A 21,608-nucleotide genomic window follows, 5' to 3' on the forward strand; every position below is an offset into this window, starting at 1 on the left:
AAGTGAAGGTCTGTTCCTCTGGAGGAGAACCTTTATGGCTGCCTGGGTCGAAGGTCGGGTCATCGAGCGCATCGAGTGGACACCCACCCTGCTCTCCCTGCGTGTGGAGGCGGAACTTGCCCCCTACAAGGCGGGTCAATTCACCAAGCTGGCCCTGGAGCAGGGCGAGCGTCGAGTCCAGCGTGCCTACTCCTTCGTCAATCCTCCCGGCACGCCCTATCACGAATTCTATCTGGTGGAGATCCCCGGCGGTGAGCTGAGTCCCTCTCTCGGTTCCCTGCAGGTGGGCGACAGCCTGCTGGTGCAGTCCCAGGCCACCGGTTTTCTGACCCTGGATGAGATTCCCCCGGGACGGGACCTCTGGCTGCTCTCAACCGGCACCGCCATCGGCCCCTTCCTCGCCATGCTGGCCGAGGGACAGGTCTTCGACCGCTTCGAGCATCTGGTGCTGGTACACGGGGTGAGAAAAGGGGAAGAGCTCAGCTATCAGCCGCTTATCGCCAGTTTTGCCGAGCAGCATGGCGAGCGTTTTCGCTATGTTCCCTTCGTCAGTCGTGAGACCTGGCCGGGGGCGATGGCAGGGCGCATCCCGGCAGCCATCGTCGATGGCAGCTTGCAGGCGAGGGTGGGGCTGAACTTCTCCCCCGAGTTGAGCCAGGTGATGATCTGCGGCAACCCCGCCATGGTGAAAGAGACTCAGCAGACCCTGCTCGGGCTGGGGCTTGCCAAGAACCTGCGTCGCGCCCCCGGCAATATCAGCATGGAAAACTACTGGTAGGGGAAATGACTCCAGGGGCCACAGGCCCCTCAACCATGTCCATGGGCATGCTGGTCAGTGTTTTTGGTGGCCGTTGCCGCCGTGCTTGTTCCTGGGCTTGTCATGGCCCTGACCCGGGTTGTTGCCACTGTGAATGCTGCGGTTGTAATGGTCGCGGTATTTGCCACCCATGTTGTCGCAGTTGAGCTGGATGCGGCTGGTCCGGGTGCTGACATCCAGGCAGTTGTGCTGCCACCACTCGTACTCCTTGTCGTCCCAATCCAGGCTTACCCGGCCCTGGTCGGTGGAGATCCGGATGTCGTCATCGTGTTTGGAAGGGGGGGCAGCAAAGGCCATTCCCTGAACCAGAAGCAGGGAGAGCAGCAGTGCGCCGCGGGAAGTCATGGTCATGTGGGTCATCGCATCAAGGCCCCTGTCAGGGGGATCATTGATCCGGTTGCGTGCTGATCTGGTTGGTGCTGGGGGGCTGGTTGCGCTGCGTCTCGTCCTCCAGATTGAGGTTGATCCTCTTGCAGTCGGCGGCGGCCGTGTCACCGCTCCCGAGATCGAAGCAGTTGCTCTGGGACCAGTCAAACTGCGTGTCATTCCAGTCCAGATTGAAGGTCAGCGCATCCACGGAGAAGGTCTGGCTCCCTTCGTCCTGTGCCAGGGCGCTACCGGTGATCAGAAAAAGAGAGAGCAACAAAGCCGTCGTTCTGTTCATGATGTCCTCGAGTCGTGTTCGGTGGAAAAGAGTGTAATGCGGCGGGCTTAACCCGAGCATAACCGCAGATGTCCTTCAGGTTCGGGGTCGATTGTAGTGTTTTTCTGCTGCCGATTTGCACGTTTTGGTCGCACTCTGGGCAGCTGATCGTCCATCGGCGGGAATTCGGGGATTTGCCCTTCTCTCCGGGGGAGTGGCGACTATAATCGGCAGCCAACTTTTCCTGCAGATGTTTCCCGTTTCATCATGACTACTCAGGCTTGCGCCGCATTGCGTTACCCCAAGGGATGGTTCGCCCTCACGACTGTCTACAGTTTTACCGGGCTGGCCATTCTGGCTTCCATCGTCTTCTCCCTGCTGCTGTTTCTCTCCATCGACGAAAACCCCCTGATGAAGTGGCTGTTCGGCGGGCTGGCCATCATCTTCGAGCTGGGCAAGTTCTACGTCTGGTACGAGTACGGCGAGTGCAAGGCGAGGCGGGATCTGGGCGGCGCCTTCTGGTCGCTGCTGTTCTACAGCGTTCTCGCTGCCATCTCCATCGGGGGCAGTATCGGCGGCATCAACAGCGCCACCAACACCATCCTGAGCCAGCAGGCGCGTCACGAGCGGGAGATAGCCCGTTTCGACGAGCAGATAGCTAGCATAGAGCGGCAGATCCAGCTCAACGAAGAGGCGGCCCGCAAATACATCGAGATGGCGCGTATCTCGAGCGGCGTCAGCGGTCTGCAGCAGGCCAACACCAAGCTCAGGCTGCGTCAGGACGAGCTGCGCCAGGAGCGGGACGCCAAGCCGCTGGGGGAGCAGTCCTCCATGCTGGGGCTGATGAGCAGTCTGGCGGACGGGGTGGGCATGAGCATCGGCCAGGTGCAGTTCCTGCTGGTCTGCTTCCTGTCTATCCTGCTCGATGCGTTTGGTGCCTTTTTCGTCAGCCTGATCGGTGAGGAGAACCGCTTCCGCCGTCAATGGATGTGGCAACGGGAGAAGGCGCAAGCCGAGGCCCGGGTCGCAGCGCCGACCCCGGAGCCGCCAGCCATCAGTAGACCCATGCCCGAGCCAGCCGTGGTCGCCCAGGTGCGCGGCGCGCTGGAGAGCGGCGAGCTCAAATGCAGCAAACGCAAGGTGGCAGAGGCATTGTCACTGTCTCTGGAGGAGGTGGACCGGGTGTTCCAGCATCTGCTGGCGCAGGGCGTGCTGGGGCAGGGCAGCAATCGTCACTACCATCTTCGTGCCGAGCAGGGGTGAATCCGGCTCAGTCGAACCAGATAAGACCCTCATAGGGTTGCTGTCTGAGAGAGGCGAGCCGGCTATCCAGGTTGCCTGCATGGATTTCCAGTCGGTGCCCGTCGGGATCCAGCAGATAGAGTGAATCCCCTTCGCTGCTGTTCTTCTTCCACTCCACGACGCCCGCCGCGCGCAGACGGGCGCAGAAGGCTGGAAACTGTTCAGGCGAGATGCCAAACGCGACATGGCTGTAATCTCTGGCCGGTTGGGGGGGATCGCAGGAGAGGCAGAGCCAGAGATCGCCGAGGGTGAGATAGGCTCCCCGTGCCCATCTCACCCTGGGGCGACATCCCAGCAAGTCGACATAAAAGGCAACGCTGCTGTCGAGATCGCCGGTTGCCAGCGTGAGATGGTTCAGTCCCTGCAGCATCTTCTCTTCTTCCCCCTTGTCCCCGAACCCTAGTGAGTGAGCACCATCATCAGGCTGAGGAAGGCGGCCAGCCCGCCGCCGATGCCGATGATCCAGTAAAAGCCCCTGGCCCCCTGTTTGAGCGGAATGCGGAAGTAGAGCAGAAACGCCCACCACCCCAGGGTCAGCAACAGAGGAATAAGAAACATTCGAGCCATGGTGTCCTCGCTGTTATTCTGTTGACCCTTGATCAATCAACAGGATGGATTGTGCAATGACGCAGCTACAGATTACCGCATTCGGCGACCCCTCGGTACTCAGGCTCAACCCTTCCCTGGACAAGGTGCCAGCCGACGGCGAAGTGCGGGTGCGCATCTGCTTTGCGGGGATCAACCCCATCGATGCCAAGACCCGGGCCGGTCTCGGCTGGGCGGCCGCCCAGAACAAGGACAACCTGCCCTGGACGCCGGGTTATGACGTCTCCGGAGTGGTGGAAAAGGTGGGGCCCGGCGTGACCTCGCTGGCCGAGGGGGAACTGGTGTGCGGCATGGTGGGTTTCCCCCTCGCCGCTGGCGCATATGCCGAATCCGTGGTGGCCCGCGAGGAGGAGCTGGTCAAGCTCGATGGGGTGAGCCTCAGGCAGGGAGCGGCCTTGCCGCTGGCGGGTCTCACCGCCTGGCAGGGGCTGCTGGAGCACGGTGGCTTGCAGTCGGGGCAGCGGGTACTGATCCTGGCCGGTGCCGGTGGCGTCGGCCACCTGGCGGTGCAGTTTGCCGCCGCCTATGGTGCCCACGTGGTTGCCACGGCAAGCGGCGACAATCACAGCTTCCTTCATAGTCTCGGGGCGAGCCGGATGGTGGATTACCACCAGGCCGGGTGGCGCACCGAGGCGATCACCGATGGTCCGTTCGATCTGGTGCTGGATCTGGTGGGGGGCGAGAGCGGCAAGGCGGCGCTGGCCTGCGTCAAGCCGGGCGGCCGTCTGGTGACGGTCCCCACCATCACGGCCCAGCAGATCAAGGACGCGGGGGCCGAGCTCGGCGTCGAGGTTGTCGGCATGCTGGTCCATCCCGATCGAACGCAGCTGACCCAGATGCTGACGCTGCTTCGCCAGGGGGAAGTGAAGATCACCGTCTCCGGTGAATACACGCTGGCAGAAGGGGCGCTGGCCCATCAGGCCATCGAGCAGGGCCATGTGCGCGGCAAGCTGTTGCTGCGCATGTCCGCCGCAGACGGTCAGCCCGGATGATAGACTTCACCGGGATGGGGCTGGGAGGGTTGTTTCTGAGCGCCTTCACCTCCGCCACCCTGTTGCCCGGCAGCTCGGAAGTGCTGCTGGGGGCCATGGCGGTCAAGGGGGAGTGGAGCATGACCAGCCTGCTTTTCTGGGCGACGCTGGGCAATACCCTGGGTTCCATGACCACCTGGTGGCTCGGCTGGCTCGCCACCCACAAGAAAAAACCGGAAGATTTTCAAGGCCGTGGGGAACAAAAAGCCCTTGGTTGGCTCAAACGTCATGGCCACTGGTGTCTACTGCTTGCCTGGACGCCTGTGGTCGGCGATGGTCTCTGTCTGCTGGCTGGTTGGCTGCGCCTCTCCTTCTGGCGCTCCCTCATCTTGATCGGGCTCGGCAAATTGCTTCGTTATGCCCTGGTGTTTCTGCTGGCCAGTCAGATCTTCTAGCCCTTTTGTCACTCACGAGGTACCCGTGAACAAACTCATTCCATTAAGCATGCTGCTGGGCTTCTCCCTTCCCGTGCTGGCGGCCCCGACCCTGGTGTCCGAGCAGGTCAAGCAGGAGGGCAAGCTCGGCATTCCCTATCAGATGTACAAGCTGGACAACGGTTTGACCGTGATCCTGGCCCCCGACCACTCCGATCCCCTGGTGCATCTGGACGTCACCTATCACGTCGGCTCCTCCCGGGAAACCGTGGGCAAGTCGGGCTTTGCCCACTTCTTCGAGCACATGATGTTCCAGGGCTCCAAGCACGTTGGCGATCAGGAACACATGCGGATCATCAACGAAGCGGGCGGTGACATGAACGGCACCACCAACAAGGACCGTACCAACTACTACGAAACCGTGCCGGCCAACCAGCTGGAGAAGGTGCTCTGGCTGGAGGCGGATCGCATGGGCTTCCTGCTCGATGCGGTGAGCCAGAAGAAGTTCGAGATCCAGCGCGCCACCGTCAAGAACGAACGGGCCCAGCGCATCGACAACCAGCCTTATGGCCTGGTGGGCGAGCGGGTGGGGGAGGCACTCTATCCGCGTACCCACCCCTACTCCTGGCAACCCATCGGTTATGTGGAGGATCTCGACCGGGTCGACGTCAACGACCTCAAGCAGTTCTTCCTGCGCTGGTATGGTCCCAACAACGCGACCCTGACCCTGGGCGGCGACTTTGATACCAAGCAGGCGCTGGCCTGGATTGAGCAGTACTTCGGTTCCATCCCGCGCGGTCCGGACGTGGCCGAACCGACGCCTCAGCCTGCCACCCTGCCGGCAACCCGCTACGTGACGCTGGAAGACAAGGTGCATCTGCCGCTCCTGTATATCAGCTACCCGACCGTCTCCCTGGGTGACCCGCAGGAGCCGGCGCTGGACATCTTTGCCGATGTGCTGGGGGGCTCTGCCAGCTCCATGCTCTACCAGTCCCTGGTGAAAACCGGCAAGGCCATCGAGGCGGGTGCCTCCCACTCCTGCGAAGAGCTGGCCTGTACCCTGACGGTCTATGCCTACCCCAATCCGGCGGCGGATGGCAGCCTCAAGACCCTCAAGGGCGAGGTGGACAAGGTGATCGGCGAGTTCGCCCAGCGCGGCATCAAGCCTGCGGATCTGGAGAAGGCCATCAGCAGCTATCGCGCATCCGCCATCTGGGGACTCGACAGCATCGAGGGCAAGGTAAGCCAGCTTGCCATGGGGCAGGTGCTGGCCCGGGATCCCGACTATGTGTTCAAGAATCTGGATGCCATCGCCCGGGTCAAGGGGTCTGACGTCAAGGCTGCCTACGACAAGTTCATCCAGAACAAGCCTGCCGTGGTGCTGAGCGTGGTGCCCAAGGGCAAGAGCGACTGGCAGGCCGCCAAGCCCAATTTCACTCCCGCCAAGCGGGAGCTGCCGGATTACAGCAAGCATGACAAGGTGCTGGCCGAGCGGCCGGTGAAAGATGACTTCGATCGCAGCGTGCAGCCCAAGGCGGCCGATGCGGTGAGCGTCAAGGTGCCCGCCATCTGGCGTGGCAAGCTCGACAAGGGGATCGAGATCATCGGCACCCACAGCGACGAGATCCCGGCCGTCTCCATCATGATCGCCCTGCCGGGTGGCATCCGGGCCGAAGGCAAGGGAGAGCTGGGGCTGGCCAGCCTCACCGCCGCCATGCTGGAGCAGGGGACGACGCGCCTCTCCGAGGCCGAGCTGAGCGACGAGCTGCAAAAACTCGGCGCCAGCATCAGCGTCTCCAGCGCCCAGTACAACAACCTCATCACCATCAGCAGTCTGGCGGACAAGCTGCCTGAAACCCTGGCGCTGGTGCGGGAAGTGCTGCTGCAACCCGGCCTGCGGGAAGCGGACTTCGAGCGGCTCAAGACCCAGATGCTGCAAGGCATGAAACAGAGCGAGCAGCAACCCGAGTGGCTGGCGGGTCAGGCGTTCCGCGAACTGGTCTATGGCAAGCAGAATCGCCTCGGCCAACCCTCTGACGGGGTGCTGGCGGACGTGGAGAAGCTGACCCTGGCGGATGTGAAGCGCTTCTATGAGGCCTATTACAATCCGACCAATGCCAAGGTGGTGGTGACAGGTGATGTGACCGCCCAGCAGGTGGAATCCGGTCTCGCCTTCCTGACCCAGTGGCAGGGAGCCGCCCCGACCCTAGGGGATCTCAAGCTCGGGGGAGAGCAGGCCAAGCCAGGCATCTATCTGGTGGACAAGCCGGGGGCCCCCCAGTCGGTGATCCGTATCGGCCGTCGCGCCATGCCGTTTGACACCACGGGAGACTATTTCATCGCCAACCTGATGAACTTCAACCTGGGTGGCAACTTCAACAGCCGCATCAACCTCAACCTGCGGGAAGACAAGGGCTACACCTATGGTGCCAGCTCGGGCTTCCAGGCCAACCGCGAGGCGGGTGTCTTCGCGACCGGCGCCAATGTGCGCACCGATGCGACCGTGGATGCCATCCGCCAGTTCCTCAAGGAGATGGACGGCTACCGCAAGAGCGGGCCGACCCCGGTGGAGCTGGCCTACATGCGCAGCGCCGTCTCCCAGCAGGATGCGCTCTCCTACGAGACCCTGGGGCAGAAGGCGGGCTTCCTGCTGCAGATGATCATGTACGACCTGAAGCCGGACTATGTGCTGGCCCAGAACAACCTGATCAAAACGGTGTCACCCGAGACGCTGAAGGCCAGTGCAGCCCGCTGGCTGGATCCGGCCGAGATGGTGATTGTGGTGGTGGGAGACAAGCAAAAGCTTGAAAAACCCCTGAGCGAGCTTCATCTTCCCATCTATCCACTGCAACTGCCCTGAGGGGCGTCGCAACAATAAGTGCCGCCCCGGGTGGGGCGGCCACACATGAGCCGTGAATATGACTACTACTAGCTTGTCGCTCACCGAGTTGCTGGCTGCGCTGGGCACCCCGGAACGGGTGACCGCCCTCAAGGGGATCCGGCGCGGGATCGAGCGCGAATGTCTGCGCATCACCCCCGAAGGGACCCTGGCCCAGACCGATCACCCCAGAAGCCTGGGGTCGGCCCTGACCCATGCCAACATCACTACCGATTACTCCGAGAGCCTGCTGGAGTTCATCACGCCGGCCACCGACTCCATCGAGAGCCTGATCGAGCAGCTCGGCGACATTCACCGCCACACCATTCATCATCTGGGAGAGGAGCGGATCTGGCCCCTCTCCATGCCCTGCTTCGTCGGTGACGAGGAGAGCATCCGCCTGGCCCAGTACGGCAGCTCCAACATCGGGCGGATGAAGACCCTCTATCGCCAGGGGCTGAAGAACCGCTACGGCAGCCTGATGCAGGTGATCGCCGGGGTGCACTTCAACTTCTCCATGCCGGACAGCTTCTGGTGCGAGTGGCAGGATCTGGTGGGAGAGGGCTGCTGCAGCCAGCGCTTCATCTCCGACAAGTACATGGGGCTTATTCGCAACGTCTACCGCTTCGGCTGGCTGGTGCCCTATCTGTTCGGCGCGTCTCCTGCCATCTGCGACTCCTTCCTCAAGGGGCGCAAGAGCAGCCTGCCGTTCCAGAAGACCGGCAAGGGCACTCTTTACCTGCCCTATGCCACGGCTCTGCGCCTGTCCGATCTCGGTTACACCAACAGCGCCCAGGCGGGGCTCAAGATCAGTCATGACAGCCTGCCCGCCTATGTGAGCAGTCTGCGCCGGGCCATCAATACCCATGATCCCGACTTCGCCAGGATAGGGGTCAAGGTGAACGGCGAGTACCGCCAGCTGAACGACAACGTGCTGCAGCTGGAGAACGAGCTCTACGCACCGATCCGCCCCAAGCGCACCCCCCGCAGCGGCGAGAAGCCCTCGGATGCGCTGGAGCAGCGCGGCATCGAATACATCGAGCTGCGCACGGTGGACGTCAATCCCTTTACCCCGTTCGGTATCGAGGTGGATCAAATCCGCTTCTTCGATCTCTTCCTGGTCTGGTGCCTGTTGCGTCCGTCCCCCGTGCTCTCGGATGACGAAGTCGCCCGCAACCGTCGCAATCAGAACAAGGTGGTGCTGGAGGGGCGTCGTCCCGGCCTGACGCTTGAAGATGAGCAGGGCAATGCCATCGGTCTCAAGGAGTACGGCCTCAAGCTGTTCGACGAGCTGGCCGAGGTCGCTGCGCTGCTGGACCGCTGCTGTGGTCGCAACCGCTATCGCGAGACGCTGGCGATGCACCGTGAGAAGCTGCTCGACCCCGAGCAGACCTACTCCGCCCGCCTGCTCAAGCAGTTGCTTTCAAGCGGCCAGGACAACGGCTGCTTCGGCGATGCGCTGGCGAGCCGCTACCGGGAAGAGATGCTGGCCGGCGAGCTGCAGTACTGGGACGAGGCCTACTTTGCCGGCGAGGCGCGGGACTCCCTGGCCAAGCAGCGGGAGCGGGAACGCAGTGACAGTCTGTCGTTCGACGACTTCCTGGCTGACTATTTCGGTACCCGCCAGACCACGGTCTGAGGATGCCGCCAGGATGACGAAAGCCGCTCCCGGGAGCGGCTTTTTCATGGGAGCCCGGCGGTGGCCTGGCATAAAAAAACGGCCCGTTCGGGCCGTTTTGCATGGGGTGGTTCACCGGTCAGAGGATGAGACCACCGAAGAAGAAGCCGAGCGCCACAGCCATGGCGATGGTGGCCACACCCGGGATGAAGAAGGGGTGGTTGAACACGGCCTTGCCGATGCGGGTGGAGCCGGTGTCGTCCATCTCGACCGCGGCCAGCAGGGTCGGGTAGGTCGGCAGCACGAACAGGGCGCTCACGGCGGCGAAGGAGGCGATGGCCGCCAGCGGGCTGACACCCAGTGCCAGGGCGGCAGGCATCAGGGCCTTGGTGGTGGCACCTTGCGAGTAGAGCAGCATGGAGGAGAAGAACAGCACCACGGCCAGCAGCCAGCTGTATTGGCTCAGCAGATCGCCGGCGAACGCCTGGATCTCGACCATGTTGCCCTTCACGAAGACGTTGCCCAGCCAGGCTACGCCCAGCACGCAGATACAGGCGGACATACCGGACTTGAAGGTCGGCATGTTGGTGATCTGGGCCGCGTCCAGTTTGCAGAACAGGACCATCAGGGTGGCGGCGGAGAGCATGATGCCCATGATGGCGCCATCGCGGGGGATCGGCGGATTGCTGATGAGGCCGACATTGCCGGAGATGGCGGTGGCATAGGCCATCACGGCCACGATGGAGGCGACGAAGATGCCGACGGAGAGCTTGGCATAAGGCTTGATCTCAACCTGGCTGGTACCGCGCAGCTTGATGAGTCCCTTGGCTTTGCGCTCCAGATAGACTTCGTCCTGATCCAGCGGCTTGCCCAGCAGGTTGGCGATGAAGGCCCCCAGCAGACAGGCGATGAAGCTGGACGGGATGCAGATGGCCAGCAGGGTCAGGTAGTCGACGCCAAGCGGCTCCAGCATGCCGGAGAAGGCGACCACGGCCGCCGAGATGGGGGAGGCGGTGATGGCAATCTGGGAGGCAACGACCGCGATGGAGAGCGGACGGGAGGGGCGAATGCCCTGCTCCTTGGCCACTTCGGCGATCACCGGCAGGGTGGAGAAGGCGGTGTGACCGGTACCGGCCAGCATGGTCATCAGGTAGGTGACGACCGGCGCGGCGAAGGTGATGTGCTTGGGATTCTTGCGCAGGGCCTTCTCGGCCAGGTGCACCAGATAATCCATCCCGCCAGCCAGCTGCATACAGGCAATGGCGCAGATGACGGACGCGATGATCATGATCACGTCCCACGGGAGATAGGTCACCAGCTGATCGCTCGGGATGGGCATGCCCAGCCCCCAGGTCAGTACCAGTACCCCAAGACCACCGGCAAAGCCGATACCGATGCTGCCTATCCGGGCCCCCAGATAGATAGCGGCGAGCACGACAAGTAACTCGATTCCAATCATAGCGAACACTCCATTTTCCAGTTTTTTTAGGTTTTATTAGGCTGAAAAGCCAATTCCCGATGGGGCTGTGGGGAGACCGCTCGGGAATTGACTTTAAATGGGCCGGGATCACCCCGGCCCATCTGCTCGCTTATACGGTGGCTTCGCGGGTGTAACGCTTGGCTTTGTATTGCGGGTTCATCAGGTTCTCGATGGAGAGGATCTCGTCCAGCTGTTCGGCGGTCAGCAGGCCGCGTTCCAGCACGACTTCGCGGACGTTCTTGCCGGTTTGGGCACAGATCTTGCCGACAATGTCGCCTTCATGGTGACCGATGAAGGGGTTCAGGTAGGTCACGATGCCGATGGAGTTCAGCACGTGGTTCATGCAGATGTCCGGGTTGGCGGTGATGCCTTCCACGCACTTCTCGCGCAGGGAGATGCAGGCTTTTTCCATCAGGCTCAGGGATTCGAACATGGCCTGACCAATCACCGGCTCCATGACGTTCAGCTGCAGCTGACCGGCCTCGGCGGCGAAGGTGATGGTGACGTCGTTGCCGAATACCTTGAAGCAGGACTGGTTGACCACTTCCGGAATGACCGGGTTGACCTTGGCCGGCATGATGGAGGAGCCAGCCTGCATTTCCGGCAGGTTGATCTCTTTGAGCGCGGTGCGCGGGCCGGAGGAGAGCAGACGCAGGTCATTACAGATCTTGGAGAGCTTCATGGCCAGACGCTTGACCGCACCGTGCAGCATCACATAGGCGCCGCAGTCGGAGGTCGCTTCGATGAGGTCCTCTGCCGGCACGTAGGCACGACCGGTGATCTCGGCCAGACGCTTGATGGCAAGACCGGAGTACTCGGGCGGAGTGTTCAGACCGGTACCGATGGCGGTGGCGCCCAGGTTCACTTCCAGCAGCAGCTCCTGGCAACGCTTGATGGATTTGATCTCTTCACGCAGGGTGACGGCGAAGGCGTGGAACTCCTGACCCAGGGTCATGGGCACGGCGTCCTGCAACTGGGTACGGCCCATTTTCAGGATATGTTTGAATTCCTTGGCTTTGACATCGAAGGCGGCGATGAGGGCTTCCAGAGCGTGCAGGGTGGTGTCGGTGCTGTTGACCACGGCCACGCGGAAACCGGTGGGGTAGGCATCGTTGGTGGACTGGCACTTGTTGACGTGATCGTTGGGGTTGATGACGTCGTAGCGACCCTTTTCAAGTCCCATCAGCTCGAGGGCGATGTTGGCCAGCACTTCGTTGGTGTTCATGTTGACGGAGGTACCGGCGCCGCCCTGATAGACATCGACCGGGAACTGATCGAAGCACTTGCCGGTGTTCAGCATCAGGTCGCAGGCTTCGACAATCTTGTCTGCGATCTCGGGACGGATGGTGCCCAGTTCACCGTTGGCCAGTGCAGCCGCCTTCTTGGTCAGGACCATGCCACGAACAAACTCGGGAACGTCAGAAATCTTCTGAGTGCTGATCTTGAAGTTTTCAACAGCGCGCAGGGTGTGCACGCCGTAGTAGAGGTCGTTGGAAACTTCTTTGGTGCCCAGCAGGTCTTCTTCAATGCGGACGTTTTTGATGTCGCTCATTGTTATGCCTCAGAAATCAAATAAATGGAAACGATCCTCACCGAGTGGTCGCGATTTCCCTACGCACATTTCATCCTGAAGCACCACACATCGGGTGGGGCAGTTGGGAGCCAGTTGCTCCCTGTGCAATGACTGGTGTTGATGTTACCCCAATTGAGGTATCCGGTATTAGACCTGGATCACTAAATTTGAGGCAACCTCAAATTTCTTGTGGTCATTAAACAGATATTGCAATCGGGCGATTAACTTTGACAGAACAACCACCTCAATCCCAGTTGGGCGGACAAATATTTATCCGTATTCCGGGGCCTGCGGCAGGAGAGGCTTGAAAAATGATCAACCAGCCCCATGTTAATGTCAGAAGACCTGAACCCGGCGCGCCAGCATCAGCGATGTGCGGCTGCCGACCGGACACCCCGGGTCCATTCATTCATCGCTCCGAGGTTGCTATGGGCAAGTTGTTACTGTTGTTGGTCGGGCTGGTATTGCTGGAGCTCACCGTCATGATCAAGGTGGGCTCCGTGATCGGGGCCTTGCCGACCGTTGGCTTGCTGGTGCTGACCGCCGTGCTGGGATCGTCGCTGGTGCGCAGCGAGGGGATCAAGACCCTGCTCACTGCCCAGCAGAAGATGCAGCTGGGGGAGATGCCCGGCCGCGAGGTGATGGGTGGCATGATGCTGGCGCTGGCGGGCTTGCTGCTGATTATCCCGGGATTTGTGAGCGATATTGTCGGCATCCTGCTGCTGCAGCCCTGGCTGCGCAACATGCTGGCCGACAAGCTGATTGGCAGCAATCAGTTCAGGATGCAGATGGGGGGTTTCCAGGCTCGCCAGCAGCCGTTTGAACCAGGCCCGGGCGATGACAGACCCGGACAATCCCCGCGAGGGGGTGGCAATACCATCGAAGGGGAGTTCGAACGCAAAGAGTAATCGCGAGCCCCGAGCTGTGCAGTCAGGGTTTCCCCTGATGGCACAGCCGCTCGAACCGGCGGTGGGCATACCCCCAAGCCAGCAATCCGGCGGCCAGGTTCGCCAGCAGCATCCCCAGATAGATCCCCTGTTCTCCCCCCAGTTTTGCCCCCAGCCAGGCCCCTGGCAGCAAGAAGACAAACAGCCTGATGCCGTTTATCAGCAGTGACACCGCCGATGCCCTGACGCCGTTGAGCGCCGATGCCAGCAGCATCACCATGCCCTGAAAGCCGTAGCCAATGGGGACCAGATGCAGATAGAGCACGATGAGTCGCACCACTTGCGGATGATCGCTGAACAGATCGGCGATGAAGGGGGCGAGAAGCCAGGTCAGCACGTAGACCCCAAGCTGGAACAGCAGGGCAAAGCGCATGCAGAGCAGCAGGGCTGCCTTGGCTCGGGCCGGATTCCCGGCGCCGCAGTTCTGCGAGATGAAGGGGGCCAGCACGGAGGAGAGCGCCATCATCACGATGAGCAGCAAGGCCTCGACCCGGGATGCCGCGCCGTAGGCGGCGACCACCTCGGTTCCCAGCCCGGCGAAAATGATCATCAACACGGCGTTGGCCAGTGGGTTGAGCATGTTGGTAAACGATGCGGGCACCGCCACATGGAGCAGGGCGCGCCAATGGGCCAGCAGCTGAGGGCGGGGAGAGAGGCGCCAGCGCAGCAGGCCCTCGCGGTGGCGCAATATATAGAGGCTGACCAGCATGGCCATCAGCCAGGAGAGGGAAGTGGCGATGGCGGCTCCCCGAATGCCCCACTCAGGGAAGGGGCCTGGCCCGAAGATGAGCAGAGGATCCAGCACGCCGTTGACCAGACCGGCGACCCCCATCACCAGACTGGGGGTCTTGGTATCCCCCGTCGTCCGGATAGCCGCATTGCCGACCATGGGCACGACCAGCATGGGGACGGTCAGATACCAGATAAGCATGTAGTCGTGGATGAGGGAGATGAGCTCTGCGCTGGCACCCAGCAGGGTGAACAGAGGGGTAATGGTCATTGCCCCCAGCCCGGCGAGCAAACTCACCAGGATGACGGCAAGGAACAGACAGTCTGTAGTGATGCGGGCTGCCTCGTCATGGCGACCCTGCCCCAGGGCATGACCGAGCAGGGCACACAGGCCAGCCCCCAACCCCATGGTCAGGGAGGTGACGACAAAGGTGACCGGGAAGGTGAAACTGATGGCGGCCAGCGCCTGGGTACCCAGCATGCCGATAAAGAAGGTATCGACCAGGTTGAAGGCCAGGATGGCGATGATGCCCAGGATCATGGGGCCCGTCATGCGCAGCAGCATGGGTGTCATGGGGGCGGTCAGCATGGGATTGGGTCGGCTCAAGGCAGAGTCTCTAGGTGCTTTGGGCCTGAATGCTGGCCGTCTCCATCCGCCTTCCTGATTGGGGATGGGTGATCCATCGAAGGTGTTCATAGTACGTGAAAATATTTTTTTTGTATTTGCCCTTGAAGGGCTAGCCCTGTTGCCCCAGATCAGGGGCATGACAAATTTGGCCGATTGCGGCCATTCCTCAAGCAACACAGAGACTCATTTTGGGAGAGTTATCGATGAAAATTCGTCCACTGCACGACCGCGTCATCATCAAGCGCATCGAAGCTGAAGCCAAATCCGCTGGCGGCATCGTCTTGACTGGCACTGCGGCCCAGAAGTCCACCCGTGGTGAAGTTCTTGCCGTGGGGACTGGTCGAATTCTGGACAATGGGGATGTCAAAGCACTGGCCGTCAAGGTGGGTGACAAGGTGATCTTCAACGAAGGCTACGGCGTGAAGACCGAAAAGCTGGATGGCCAGGACGTACTGATCCTGTCCGAGACCGACATTCTGGCGATTGTCGAAGAGTAATCACCCTCCCTCTTTTCCCGAATTGATTTAAGGATTGAAGAACATGGCAGCTAAAGAAGTTAAGTTTGGCAACGAAGCTCGCATCAAAATGCTGGAAGGCGTCAACATCCTGGCCGATGCCGTCAAGGTGACCCTGGGCCCGAAAGGCCGCAACGTGGTGCTGGACAAGTCCTTCGGCGCCCCGACCATCACCAAGGATGGCGTCTCCGTTGCCCGTGAAATCGAGCTGGAAGACAAGTTCCAGAACATGGGTGCCCAGATGGTCAAGGAAGTCGCTTCCAAGGCCAATGACGCCGCCGGTGACGGTACCACCACTGCCACCGTACTGGCTCAAGCCATCGTCAACGAAGGCCTGAAGGCCGTTGCCGCCGGCATGAATCCCATGGATCTGAAGCGTGGTATCGACAAGGCCGTTGTGGCTGCCGTTGCCGAGCTGCAAGCACTGTCCACTCCCTGTGCCGACAACAATGCCATTGCCCAGGTAGGCACCATCTCCGCCAACTCCGACGAGAAGGTCGGCAAGCTGATTGCCGAAGCCATGGACAAGGTCGGCCGTGACGGCGTCATCACCGTGGAAGACGGTCAGGGCCTGGACGACGAGCTGGCGGTGGTAGAAGGCATGCAGTTCGACCGCGGCTACCTCTCCCCTTACTTCGTGAACAAGCCGGAAACCGGCTCCGTCGAGCTGGATGACCCCTTCATCCTGCTGGTGGACAAGAAAGTCTCCAACATCCGCGAAATGCTGCCGGTGCTGGAAGGTGTGGCCAAGGCGGGCAAACCGCTGATCATCGTGGCCGAAGACGTGGAAGGCGAAGCGCTGGCGACCCTGGTGGTCAATACCATGCGTGGCATCGTGAAAGTGGCCGCCGTCAAGGCGCCGGGCTTCGGTGATCGCCGCAAGGCCATGCTGCAGGATATCGCCATCCTGACCGGTGGTACCGTGATCTCCGAAGAAGTGGGCATGGAGCTGGAAAAAGCGACCCTGGAAGATCTGGGCCGTGCCAAGCGCATCGTCATCACCAAAGAGAACACCACCATCATCGATGGCGTGGGTGATGCTGCCCTGATCGAAAGCCGCGTGGCCCAGATCCGTCAGCAGATCGAAGAGACCTCTTCCGATTACGACCGTGAGAAGCTGCAAGAGCGCGTGGCCAAGCTGGCCGGCGGTGTTGCCGTGATCAAGGTGGGTGCTGCCACTGAAGTTGAAATGAAAGAGAAGAAAGCCCGTGTTGACGATGCCCTGCACGCCACTCGCGCAGCCGTGGAAGAAGGCGTGGTTGCCGGTGGTGGTGTAGCGCTGGTGCGCGTTGCTGCCAAGCTTGCCTCCCTGCGTGGTGACAACGAAGACCAGAACGTCGGTATCAAGGTTGCCCTGCGCGCCATGGAAGCCCCGCTGCGTCAAATCGTCATCAACGCCGGCGAAGAAGCCTCCGTCATCGCCAATGCCGTGAAGAACGGTGAAGGCAACTACGGTTACAACGCCTACACCGAACAGTACGGCGACATGCTGGCCATGGGTATCCTGGATCCGACCAAGGTAACCCGTTCTGCCCTGCAGTTCGCCTCGTCCGTCGCTGGCCTGATGATCACCACAGAGTGCATGATCTCCGAGCTGCCGAAGAAAGATGCACCTGCCATGCCTGATATGGGTGGCATGGGCGGTATGGGTATGATGTAATCCCGTCAAGTCATCAAACGGCTCGCTTTTGCGGGCCGTTTTTTTTAGTGCTACTAAGCTGAAGTTGTTGATAGTGAAATGATCTGAGGTGAACATGCGATACTTAGGGCTTCTCCCGTTACTCCTTTCCCTGGCCTTGCCGGGCATGGCGCAGGCGACACCACAGGGGCCGGTCATTCTCAAGGTGACGGGGAATCTGGACCCTGCCGATCCGGCAGATGGAGAGGTGCTGTTCGATATGGCCATGATCCAGGCACTGCCGCAGCATGAGGTGGTGACGAGCAATCCCTGGGTGGACAAACCGCACAAATACGTGGGGCCGAAACTGGCGGACGTGCTGACGGAGGTGAAGGCCAACGGCAAGAGCATCACGCTCACCGCCCTGAACAGTTTCCAGATCCGGATCAACTGGGATAAGGTCAAGCAATACGATCCTATTCTGGCCTGGCAGGATGACGGGATGACCATGCGGGTACGTGACAAGGGGCCGCTCTGGTTTATCCTGCCACTGGATCAGCATCCCGAACTCAGGCGTTCCGAGTTCACCGACATGATGATCTGGCAACTGAGTGCGATCGACATTCAGCAGTAAAAACGGTGGTTTACGGGAGTACTGGGTGAAAGCGAAGACCAGGGCCTGGCCCTTACTCGGCGTTCTTTATCTATCCATTCTGTTGTTCACGGGTAGCACCCTCTATTGCCTGGTGCAGATACAAAATGCGACCCGGGTGATGGAGAAGTACACCTATGACGTCTCCTGGGCATTGATGCAGTTGCAGCTCGAACTGGGCCGCTTTCTCAATGCCGTCGAGATTTACCACTATGGCGGCATAGACCAGGAAGCCCTGCTGCTCCGCTATGACATTCTCTGGAGTCGTACCCCCATTCTCCTGAGCGGCCAATTGAGAAAAAGCCTCGCGGACAATCCGAAGACGCTGCGGCTGGTGAAACTGACCGAAAGCAGCATCCGCAAGCTGGAGCCTGATTTGGTCAGGCTCAAACCGGGGACGCCGGATTACCAGCAAGTCATGATGACACTGGCGCCCTTGCAGGAACCCCTCTCTTACTCTCTTGCTTCCGTCATGCAGAACAACATCAACGTCTATACGGGCAACGACGCGCGTTTTGGCCAGTTGCGCAATGCCCTGCTGTTCATGGTGTCGGGGCTGGTGGTGTCCGTCATTCTGCTCAGCGGCCTGCTGGTGCGAGAAGCCAGGCGCCATTTCAGGACCGCTAGGATCGATCCCCTCACCGGGCTCGCCAACCGGCTGGCGCTGCTGGAAAAGATGGATGCCTATGTCACCCGTGATACCTCCTTCGGACTGGTGCTGGTCGACATCAACGACTTTCGTGATATCAACAGCAAGTTTGGCTACAACACAGGGGACCTCCTGTTGCAAGAGGTGGCAAAGCGGCTGCGCGCCCTGTGCGAAAACGGGGAGTGGGTGGCGCGTTTGGGGGGAGATCAGCTTGCCATGCTGCAACGGGAGGGGAGCGATCTTCGCCAGGTCAGGGAGCTCGTGGCCAGAGTACTCCACTCCATCAAGCAAGACATCATCATCGACAACTACCCTTTTCGGCTTGAGGTTGGTATCGGTATCGCCTTCTTCCCGACCGACAGCAACCAGACCCAGGAGCTGCTCAGCCGGGCGGAGCAGGCCCTTTCTCACAGCCGCAAGACCCATGTTCCCTATGTCATCTATGACAGTTCCCTGCTCAACGAGACGGCCAGGCGCAAGCATCTTGCTTCCGACATGGTGATGGCGCTGGAGCACAATGCGCTCGAGCTCTATTACCAGCCCATCGTCAATCTGGAAAGTGGCCGCTGTGAAGCCGTGGAGGCGCTGCTGCGCTGGCGCCATCCCGAGCTTGGCTTTATCCCGCCCAACGAAGTGATCCAGGTGGCGGAAGAGTTTCAGCTGGCCGAGAAACTGGGTGGTTGGGTATTGAATACCGCATGTGAGCAACTGCATCAGTGGCAGCATCTGGGTTTGGTGGACTTGCAGATGTGCGTGAATATCTCCCCGGGCATGTACCAGCGCAACTTGTTGAAGCTGGTGGCCAGAGCGTTGATGGAGCACCATATCCCTGCGTCCAGCCTGGTGCTGGAGGTGACGGAAGACACCACCATGCGCGAGGTCAAGAACTCGCTGCAGTTGATGCAGGATCTCAGCCAGCAGGGTGTGCATCTGGCCCTTGACGACTTCGGCACCGGCTACTCCTCCCTCAGCTATCTGCAGAAGCTGCCGGTGAGCAAGGTGAAGATAGACAGGTCCTTCATTCAGGGTATCGACACCTCCATCGAGGCGGCCGAACTGGTCGCCAACATCTGCCGTATGGGCTCCATGCTTGGCAAGAAACTGGTATGTGAAGGGATCGAGACTCAGGGGCAGCTCGATGTGCTGCGCTCATTGACCGACATACATCTATATGGTCAGGGATATCTGTTCAGTCGCCCGGAGCATGCTGAAAAGGCCTATCAGACATTGCTGGAGATGGAAGAGCGCTGGTTGGCCCGGCGCTCGCCGGACAAGGCATATCTGCGTTGAACGATATGGCTCATGTCTCACCGGGCCCGGCCGATAGTCTCTTGGCAGGAGGTACACAATGGATATTTCTAGTTCTGCAAATGCGTCGTTCGGTTCTGCACTGATGGTGGCCAGCCTGGCCAAAAAGCAGCAGACCCAGGAAGGCGAATCCGCACTGAAACTGCTGGAAACAGCAGCGCAATCCGCTCCGGCTGCGCCGACATCGGCCAGTGCTTCCCTCGGAAGCAAGATCGATATCCGCGTCTGAGCGATAAAAAAGCCCCCATCTCTCGATGGGGGCTTTCTTTTTATTGGGCTGTTATCTGCCAGGCTCAGACCGGGAAAGGGGCCGGTGCCTCGAAGGTCATCCGCTCGCCGCTTCTGGGGTGGCTGATGGTCAGGCTGGCCGCATGAAGATAAAGGTGCGGTGCAGCCGCCAGCGCATCCGGGTTGGCGTAGAGGTTGTCGCCGAGGATGGGGTGACCCAGCTCCAGCATGTGTACCCGCAGTTGATGGGAGCGACCGGTAATCGGGGTCAGCTTGATCAGGCTGTTGCCGTTCTCCACCTTCAGCTTTTGCCACAGGGTGAGGGCATGACGCCCCTCCTCAAAATCCACCTTCTGCTTCGGCCGGTTGGGCCAGTCGACGCAGAGCGGCAGATCCACTTCACCTGCATCCAGCGCCGGTTCACCCCACACCCAGGCGAGGTAGTGCTTCTCGGTCTCCCGCTCGCGGAATTGCCGGCTCAGCTCCCGGTGGGAGTTGGGGTTGAGCGGGATCACCAGCACGCCGGTGGTCGCCATGTCGAGGCGATGGGCAGCCGCCGCCTTGGGGTGCTGCTGCTTGACCCGATGGAGCACGCTGTCTTCATTCTCGGGGCCGCGCCCGGGGACGCTCAGCAGGCCAGTGGGCTTGTTGACCACCATGATGTCCTTGTCCTTGAACAGGATATCGAGCCAGGGTTCCAGGGGCGGGGAGTATACAAACATAGCGTCTCGCATCTTGGGTCAAAGCGGGGGCAAGCCCCCATCAGTTATGGGTCACCACAATAAAGCGGATGGCATCCAGCTTGAGTTGGGTCTGGTCGATCAGGTGGTGCAATTCTGCCTGCAAATTGCGCAGATAATCCAGTTCGCTGTCGCGCACATTCGGGTTGACCGCCTTGAGCGCTTCCAGCCTGTCCAGATCCTGCTGCAGGGTCTGCGCCATCTGGGCGCGGGCCTTGTCGACAATCCCGGCTTTCAGTTCGTTGGCAATGACCTCGCCCTTGCCAATCAGGCCGTGGATCACCGGCTGGGACGCGGTCACCAGCTTGCTGCCGAGGTGGCGGTTGACCGGCGTCAGCTGGCGGTTGAAGGCATCAAACGCCACTTTCTCGCCCAGATTCTGGCCGTTCTTGTCCATCAGCAGACGGATCGGCGTCGGCGGCATGAAGCGGTAGAGCTGTGGATGAGCTGCGGACTCGGCAACGAAGATCAGCTCAAGCAGGATGGAGCCGACCGGCAGCGCCTTGTTCTTGAGCAGTGCGACCGAGGTGGCACCGATCTCGGAACCCAGGATCAGGTCGATACCGCCGCGCATCATGGGGTGATCCCAGGAGAGCAGCGCCATGTCATCCCGTGACAGGGCGGTGTTGCGATCGAAGGTGATGGTCATGCCGTCTTGCGGCAGGCCCGGGAAGCTCGGCACCAGCATGTGATCCCCGGGAGTCAGCACCAGCGCATTTTCACCACGATCATCCTGGTTGACGCCGATCTCGTCGAACATCTTGAGGGCGAAGGAGATCATGCCGGTGTCGTCATCTTCGGCGGCGAGCTTGTCGACCAGCTGCTGGGCGGCGGTGCCACCGCTGGAGTGGATTTCCAGCAGGCGATCGCGACCCTGTTCCAGCCGGGCCTTGAGCGGCTCGTGCAGTTCGCGGGTCTTGACCAGCAGGGCGTCGAGGGGGCCCTGCTCGCTGGTGTTGGCGGCCAGCAGCTCGAACAGCTCGTCACGTACCGCTTCGAACACCGGGCGGGCCGTCGGGCAGGTCTGCTCGAATGCATCAAGACCATCGTGATACCAGAGCTGCAGGGTGCGCTGGGCAGTCCCTTCCAGATAGGGGACGTGGATCTCGACGGTATTCTGCTGACCGATACGGTCCAGTCGGCCGATACGCTGTTCCAGCAGATCCGGGTTGAGTGGCAGATCGAACAGCACCAGATGGCTGGCAAACTGGAAGTTGCGACCTTCTGAGCCGATCTCGGAGCAGAGCAGCACCTGAGCGCCCCCCTCAGCTT

The 21,608-nt window shown here is 60.9% G+C and carries 21 protein-coding genes (1 of these 21 cut by a window edge); 12 read left to right on the forward strand and 9 right to left on the reverse strand.

Annotated elements, in window-relative coordinates; all coding sequences use genetic code 11:
- The first annotated feature begins 34 nt into the window (after nucleotides 1–34).
- On the forward strand, nucleotides 35–778 hold the full coding sequence (locus tag C2U47_RS13430; protein ID WP_039040002.1) for a ferredoxin--NADP reductase: 744 nt from the start codon (nucleotides 35–37) through the stop codon (nucleotides 776–778).
- 54 nt (nucleotides 779–832) lie between these two features.
- Here the strand turns inward: C2U47_RS13430 and C2U47_RS13435 are convergent, their stop codons facing one another.
- Both C2U47_RS13435 and C2U47_RS13440 read right to left on the reverse strand, forming a co-directional pair.
- Nucleotides 833–1,177: a hypothetical protein gene (locus C2U47_RS13435; protein ID WP_103261690.1), complete on the reverse strand. Its 345-nt coding sequence runs from the start codon at nucleotides 1,175–1,177 to the stop codon at nucleotides 833–835.
- A gap of 25 nt (nucleotides 1,178–1,202) precedes the next feature.
- Nucleotides 1,203–1,481 carry a hypothetical protein gene (locus C2U47_RS13440; protein WP_050485177.1) on the reverse strand — a complete coding sequence of 93 codons (279 nt, stop codon included), beginning with the start codon at nucleotides 1,479–1,481 and terminating at the stop codon, nucleotides 1,203–1,205.
- 246 nt (nucleotides 1,482–1,727) lie between these two features.
- Here C2U47_RS13440 and C2U47_RS13445 point away from each other — a divergent pair, with 246 nt between their 5' ends.
- On the forward strand, nucleotides 1,728–2,723 hold the full coding sequence (locus C2U47_RS13445; protein WP_039040004.1) for a hypothetical protein: 996 nt from the start codon (nucleotides 1,728–1,730) through the stop codon (nucleotides 2,721–2,723).
- A gap of 7 nt (nucleotides 2,724–2,730) precedes the next feature.
- On the opposite strand, the gene fos is transcribed toward C2U47_RS13445, so the two are convergent.
- Nucleotides 2,731–3,132, reverse strand: a complete 402-nt coding sequence (gene fos, locus C2U47_RS13450) for a fosfomycin resistance glutathione transferase (RefSeq protein WP_010673125.1) — start codon at nucleotides 3,130–3,132, stop codon at nucleotides 2,731–2,733.
- Between the two features lie 29 nt (nucleotides 3,133–3,161).
- On the reverse strand, nucleotides 3,162–3,329 hold the full coding sequence (locus tag C2U47_RS13455) for a hypothetical protein (protein WP_162624087.1): 168 nt from the start codon (nucleotides 3,327–3,329) through the stop codon (nucleotides 3,162–3,164).
- A 56-nt stretch (nucleotides 3,330–3,385) separates the two neighbouring features.
- Here C2U47_RS13455 and C2U47_RS13460 point away from each other — a divergent pair, with 56 nt between their 5' ends.
- From C2U47_RS13460 to gshA, 4 genes are read left to right on the forward strand one after another with little or no spacing between them, the layout of a single operon-like run.
- Entirely contained in the window at nucleotides 3,386–4,360 is a 975-nt protein-coding gene (locus tag C2U47_RS13460) for an NADP-dependent oxidoreductase (protein WP_180911341.1), read from the forward strand.
- A complete protein-coding gene (locus C2U47_RS13465) occupies nucleotides 4,357–4,794 on the forward strand; it encodes a YqaA family protein (RefSeq protein ID WP_029313803.1) in 438 nt (145 codons plus the stop codon). Before C2U47_RS13460 ends, C2U47_RS13465 begins: the two co-directional genes overlap by 4 nt.
- Before the next feature lie 25 nt (nucleotides 4,795–4,819).
- Nucleotides 4,820–7,633 carry a M16 family metallopeptidase gene (locus tag C2U47_RS13470; protein ID WP_103261693.1) on the forward strand — a complete coding sequence of 938 codons (2,814 nt, stop codon included), beginning with the start codon at nucleotides 4,820–4,822 and terminating at the stop codon, nucleotides 7,631–7,633.
- 58 nt (nucleotides 7,634–7,691) lie between these two features.
- Nucleotides 7,692–9,290: a glutamate--cysteine ligase gene (gene gshA / locus C2U47_RS13475; RefSeq protein ID WP_029313807.1), complete on the forward strand. Its 1,599-nt coding sequence runs from the start codon at nucleotides 7,692–7,694 to the stop codon at nucleotides 9,288–9,290.
- 118 nt (nucleotides 9,291–9,408) lie between these two features.
- On the opposite strand, the gene C2U47_RS13480 is transcribed toward gshA, so the two are convergent.
- Nucleotides 9,409–10,728 (reverse strand): anaerobic C4-dicarboxylate transporter, encoded by a 1,320-nt coding sequence (locus C2U47_RS13480; RefSeq protein ID WP_010673132.1) that lies wholly within the window; start codon nucleotides 10,726–10,728, stop codon nucleotides 9,409–9,411.
- Between the two features lie 130 nt (nucleotides 10,729–10,858).
- On the reverse strand, nucleotides 10,859–12,301 hold the full coding sequence (gene aspA / locus C2U47_RS13485; protein WP_010673133.1) for an aspartate ammonia-lyase: 1,443 nt from the start codon (nucleotides 12,299–12,301) through the stop codon (nucleotides 10,859–10,861).
- A gap of 449 nt (nucleotides 12,302–12,750) precedes the next feature.
- On the opposite strand from aspA, the gene C2U47_RS13490 reads away from it, so the two are divergent.
- Nucleotides 12,751–13,230 (forward strand): FxsA family protein, encoded by a 480-nt coding sequence (locus tag C2U47_RS13490; RefSeq protein ID WP_039040009.1) that lies wholly within the window; start codon nucleotides 12,751–12,753, stop codon nucleotides 13,228–13,230.
- Nucleotides 13,231–13,252: 22 nt separating this feature from the next.
- Here the strand turns inward: C2U47_RS13490 and C2U47_RS13495 are convergent, their stop codons facing one another.
- Entirely contained in the window at nucleotides 13,253–14,587 is a 1,335-nt protein-coding gene (locus C2U47_RS13495; RefSeq protein ID WP_233735895.1) for an MATE family efflux transporter, read from the reverse strand.
- Nucleotides 14,588–14,829: 242 nt separating this feature from the next.
- On the opposite strand from C2U47_RS13495, the gene C2U47_RS13500 reads away from it, so the two are divergent.
- The 5 genes from C2U47_RS13500 (at nucleotide 14,830) to C2U47_RS13520 (ending at nucleotide 19,597) form a co-directional block, all read left to right on the forward strand.
- Nucleotides 14,830–15,123, forward strand: a complete 294-nt coding sequence (locus C2U47_RS13500; RefSeq protein WP_005309514.1) for a co-chaperone GroES — start codon at nucleotides 14,830–14,832, stop codon at nucleotides 15,121–15,123.
- 43 nt (nucleotides 15,124–15,166) lie between these two features.
- Entirely contained in the window at nucleotides 15,167–16,801 is a 1,635-nt protein-coding gene (gene groL / locus C2U47_RS13505) for a chaperonin GroEL (RefSeq protein WP_010673136.1), read from the forward strand.
- 94 nt (nucleotides 16,802–16,895) lie between these two features.
- On the forward strand, nucleotides 16,896–17,393 hold the full coding sequence (locus C2U47_RS13510) for a molybdopterin-binding oxidoreductase (RefSeq protein WP_029313815.1): 498 nt from the start codon (nucleotides 16,896–16,898) through the stop codon (nucleotides 17,391–17,393).
- Nucleotides 17,394–17,418: 25 nt separating this feature from the next.
- Nucleotides 17,419–19,350: a putative bifunctional diguanylate cyclase/phosphodiesterase gene (locus tag C2U47_RS13515; RefSeq protein ID WP_029313817.1), complete on the forward strand. Its 1,932-nt coding sequence runs from the start codon at nucleotides 17,419–17,421 to the stop codon at nucleotides 19,348–19,350.
- Between the two features lie 58 nt (nucleotides 19,351–19,408).
- Nucleotides 19,409–19,597, forward strand: coding sequence for a hypothetical protein (locus tag C2U47_RS13520; RefSeq protein WP_010673139.1), 189 nt, complete (start codon nucleotides 19,409–19,411; stop codon nucleotides 19,595–19,597).
- Nucleotides 19,598–19,661: 64 nt separating this feature from the next.
- Here C2U47_RS13520 and rluA read toward each other — a convergent pair whose 3' ends face one another.
- The gene (rluA, locus tag C2U47_RS13525) at nucleotides 19,662–20,318 is read right to left on the reverse strand and encodes a bifunctional tRNA pseudouridine(32) synthase/23S rRNA pseudouridine(746) synthase RluA (RefSeq protein ID WP_069784683.1); all 657 of its coding nucleotides are present in this window, start codon (nucleotides 20,316–20,318) and stop codon (nucleotides 19,662–19,664) included.
- A gap of 40 nt (nucleotides 20,319–20,358) precedes the next feature.
- Nucleotides 20,359–21,608, reverse strand: partial view of an RNA polymerase-associated protein RapA gene (gene rapA / locus C2U47_RS13530; RefSeq protein ID WP_069784684.1) — the end only. 1,618 nt of this gene lie beyond the right edge of the window; only the last 1,250 of its 2,868 coding nucleotides appear in the window; the start codon falls outside the window, past its right edge — the gene reads right to left on this strand; its stop codon occupies nucleotides 20,359–20,361.

Origin of the sequence: Aeromonas sp. ASNIH7, from assembly GCF_002903485.1 — a bacterium.
Classification (GTDB): Bacteria; Pseudomonadota; Gammaproteobacteria; order Enterobacterales; family Aeromonadaceae; genus Aeromonas; species Aeromonas caviae.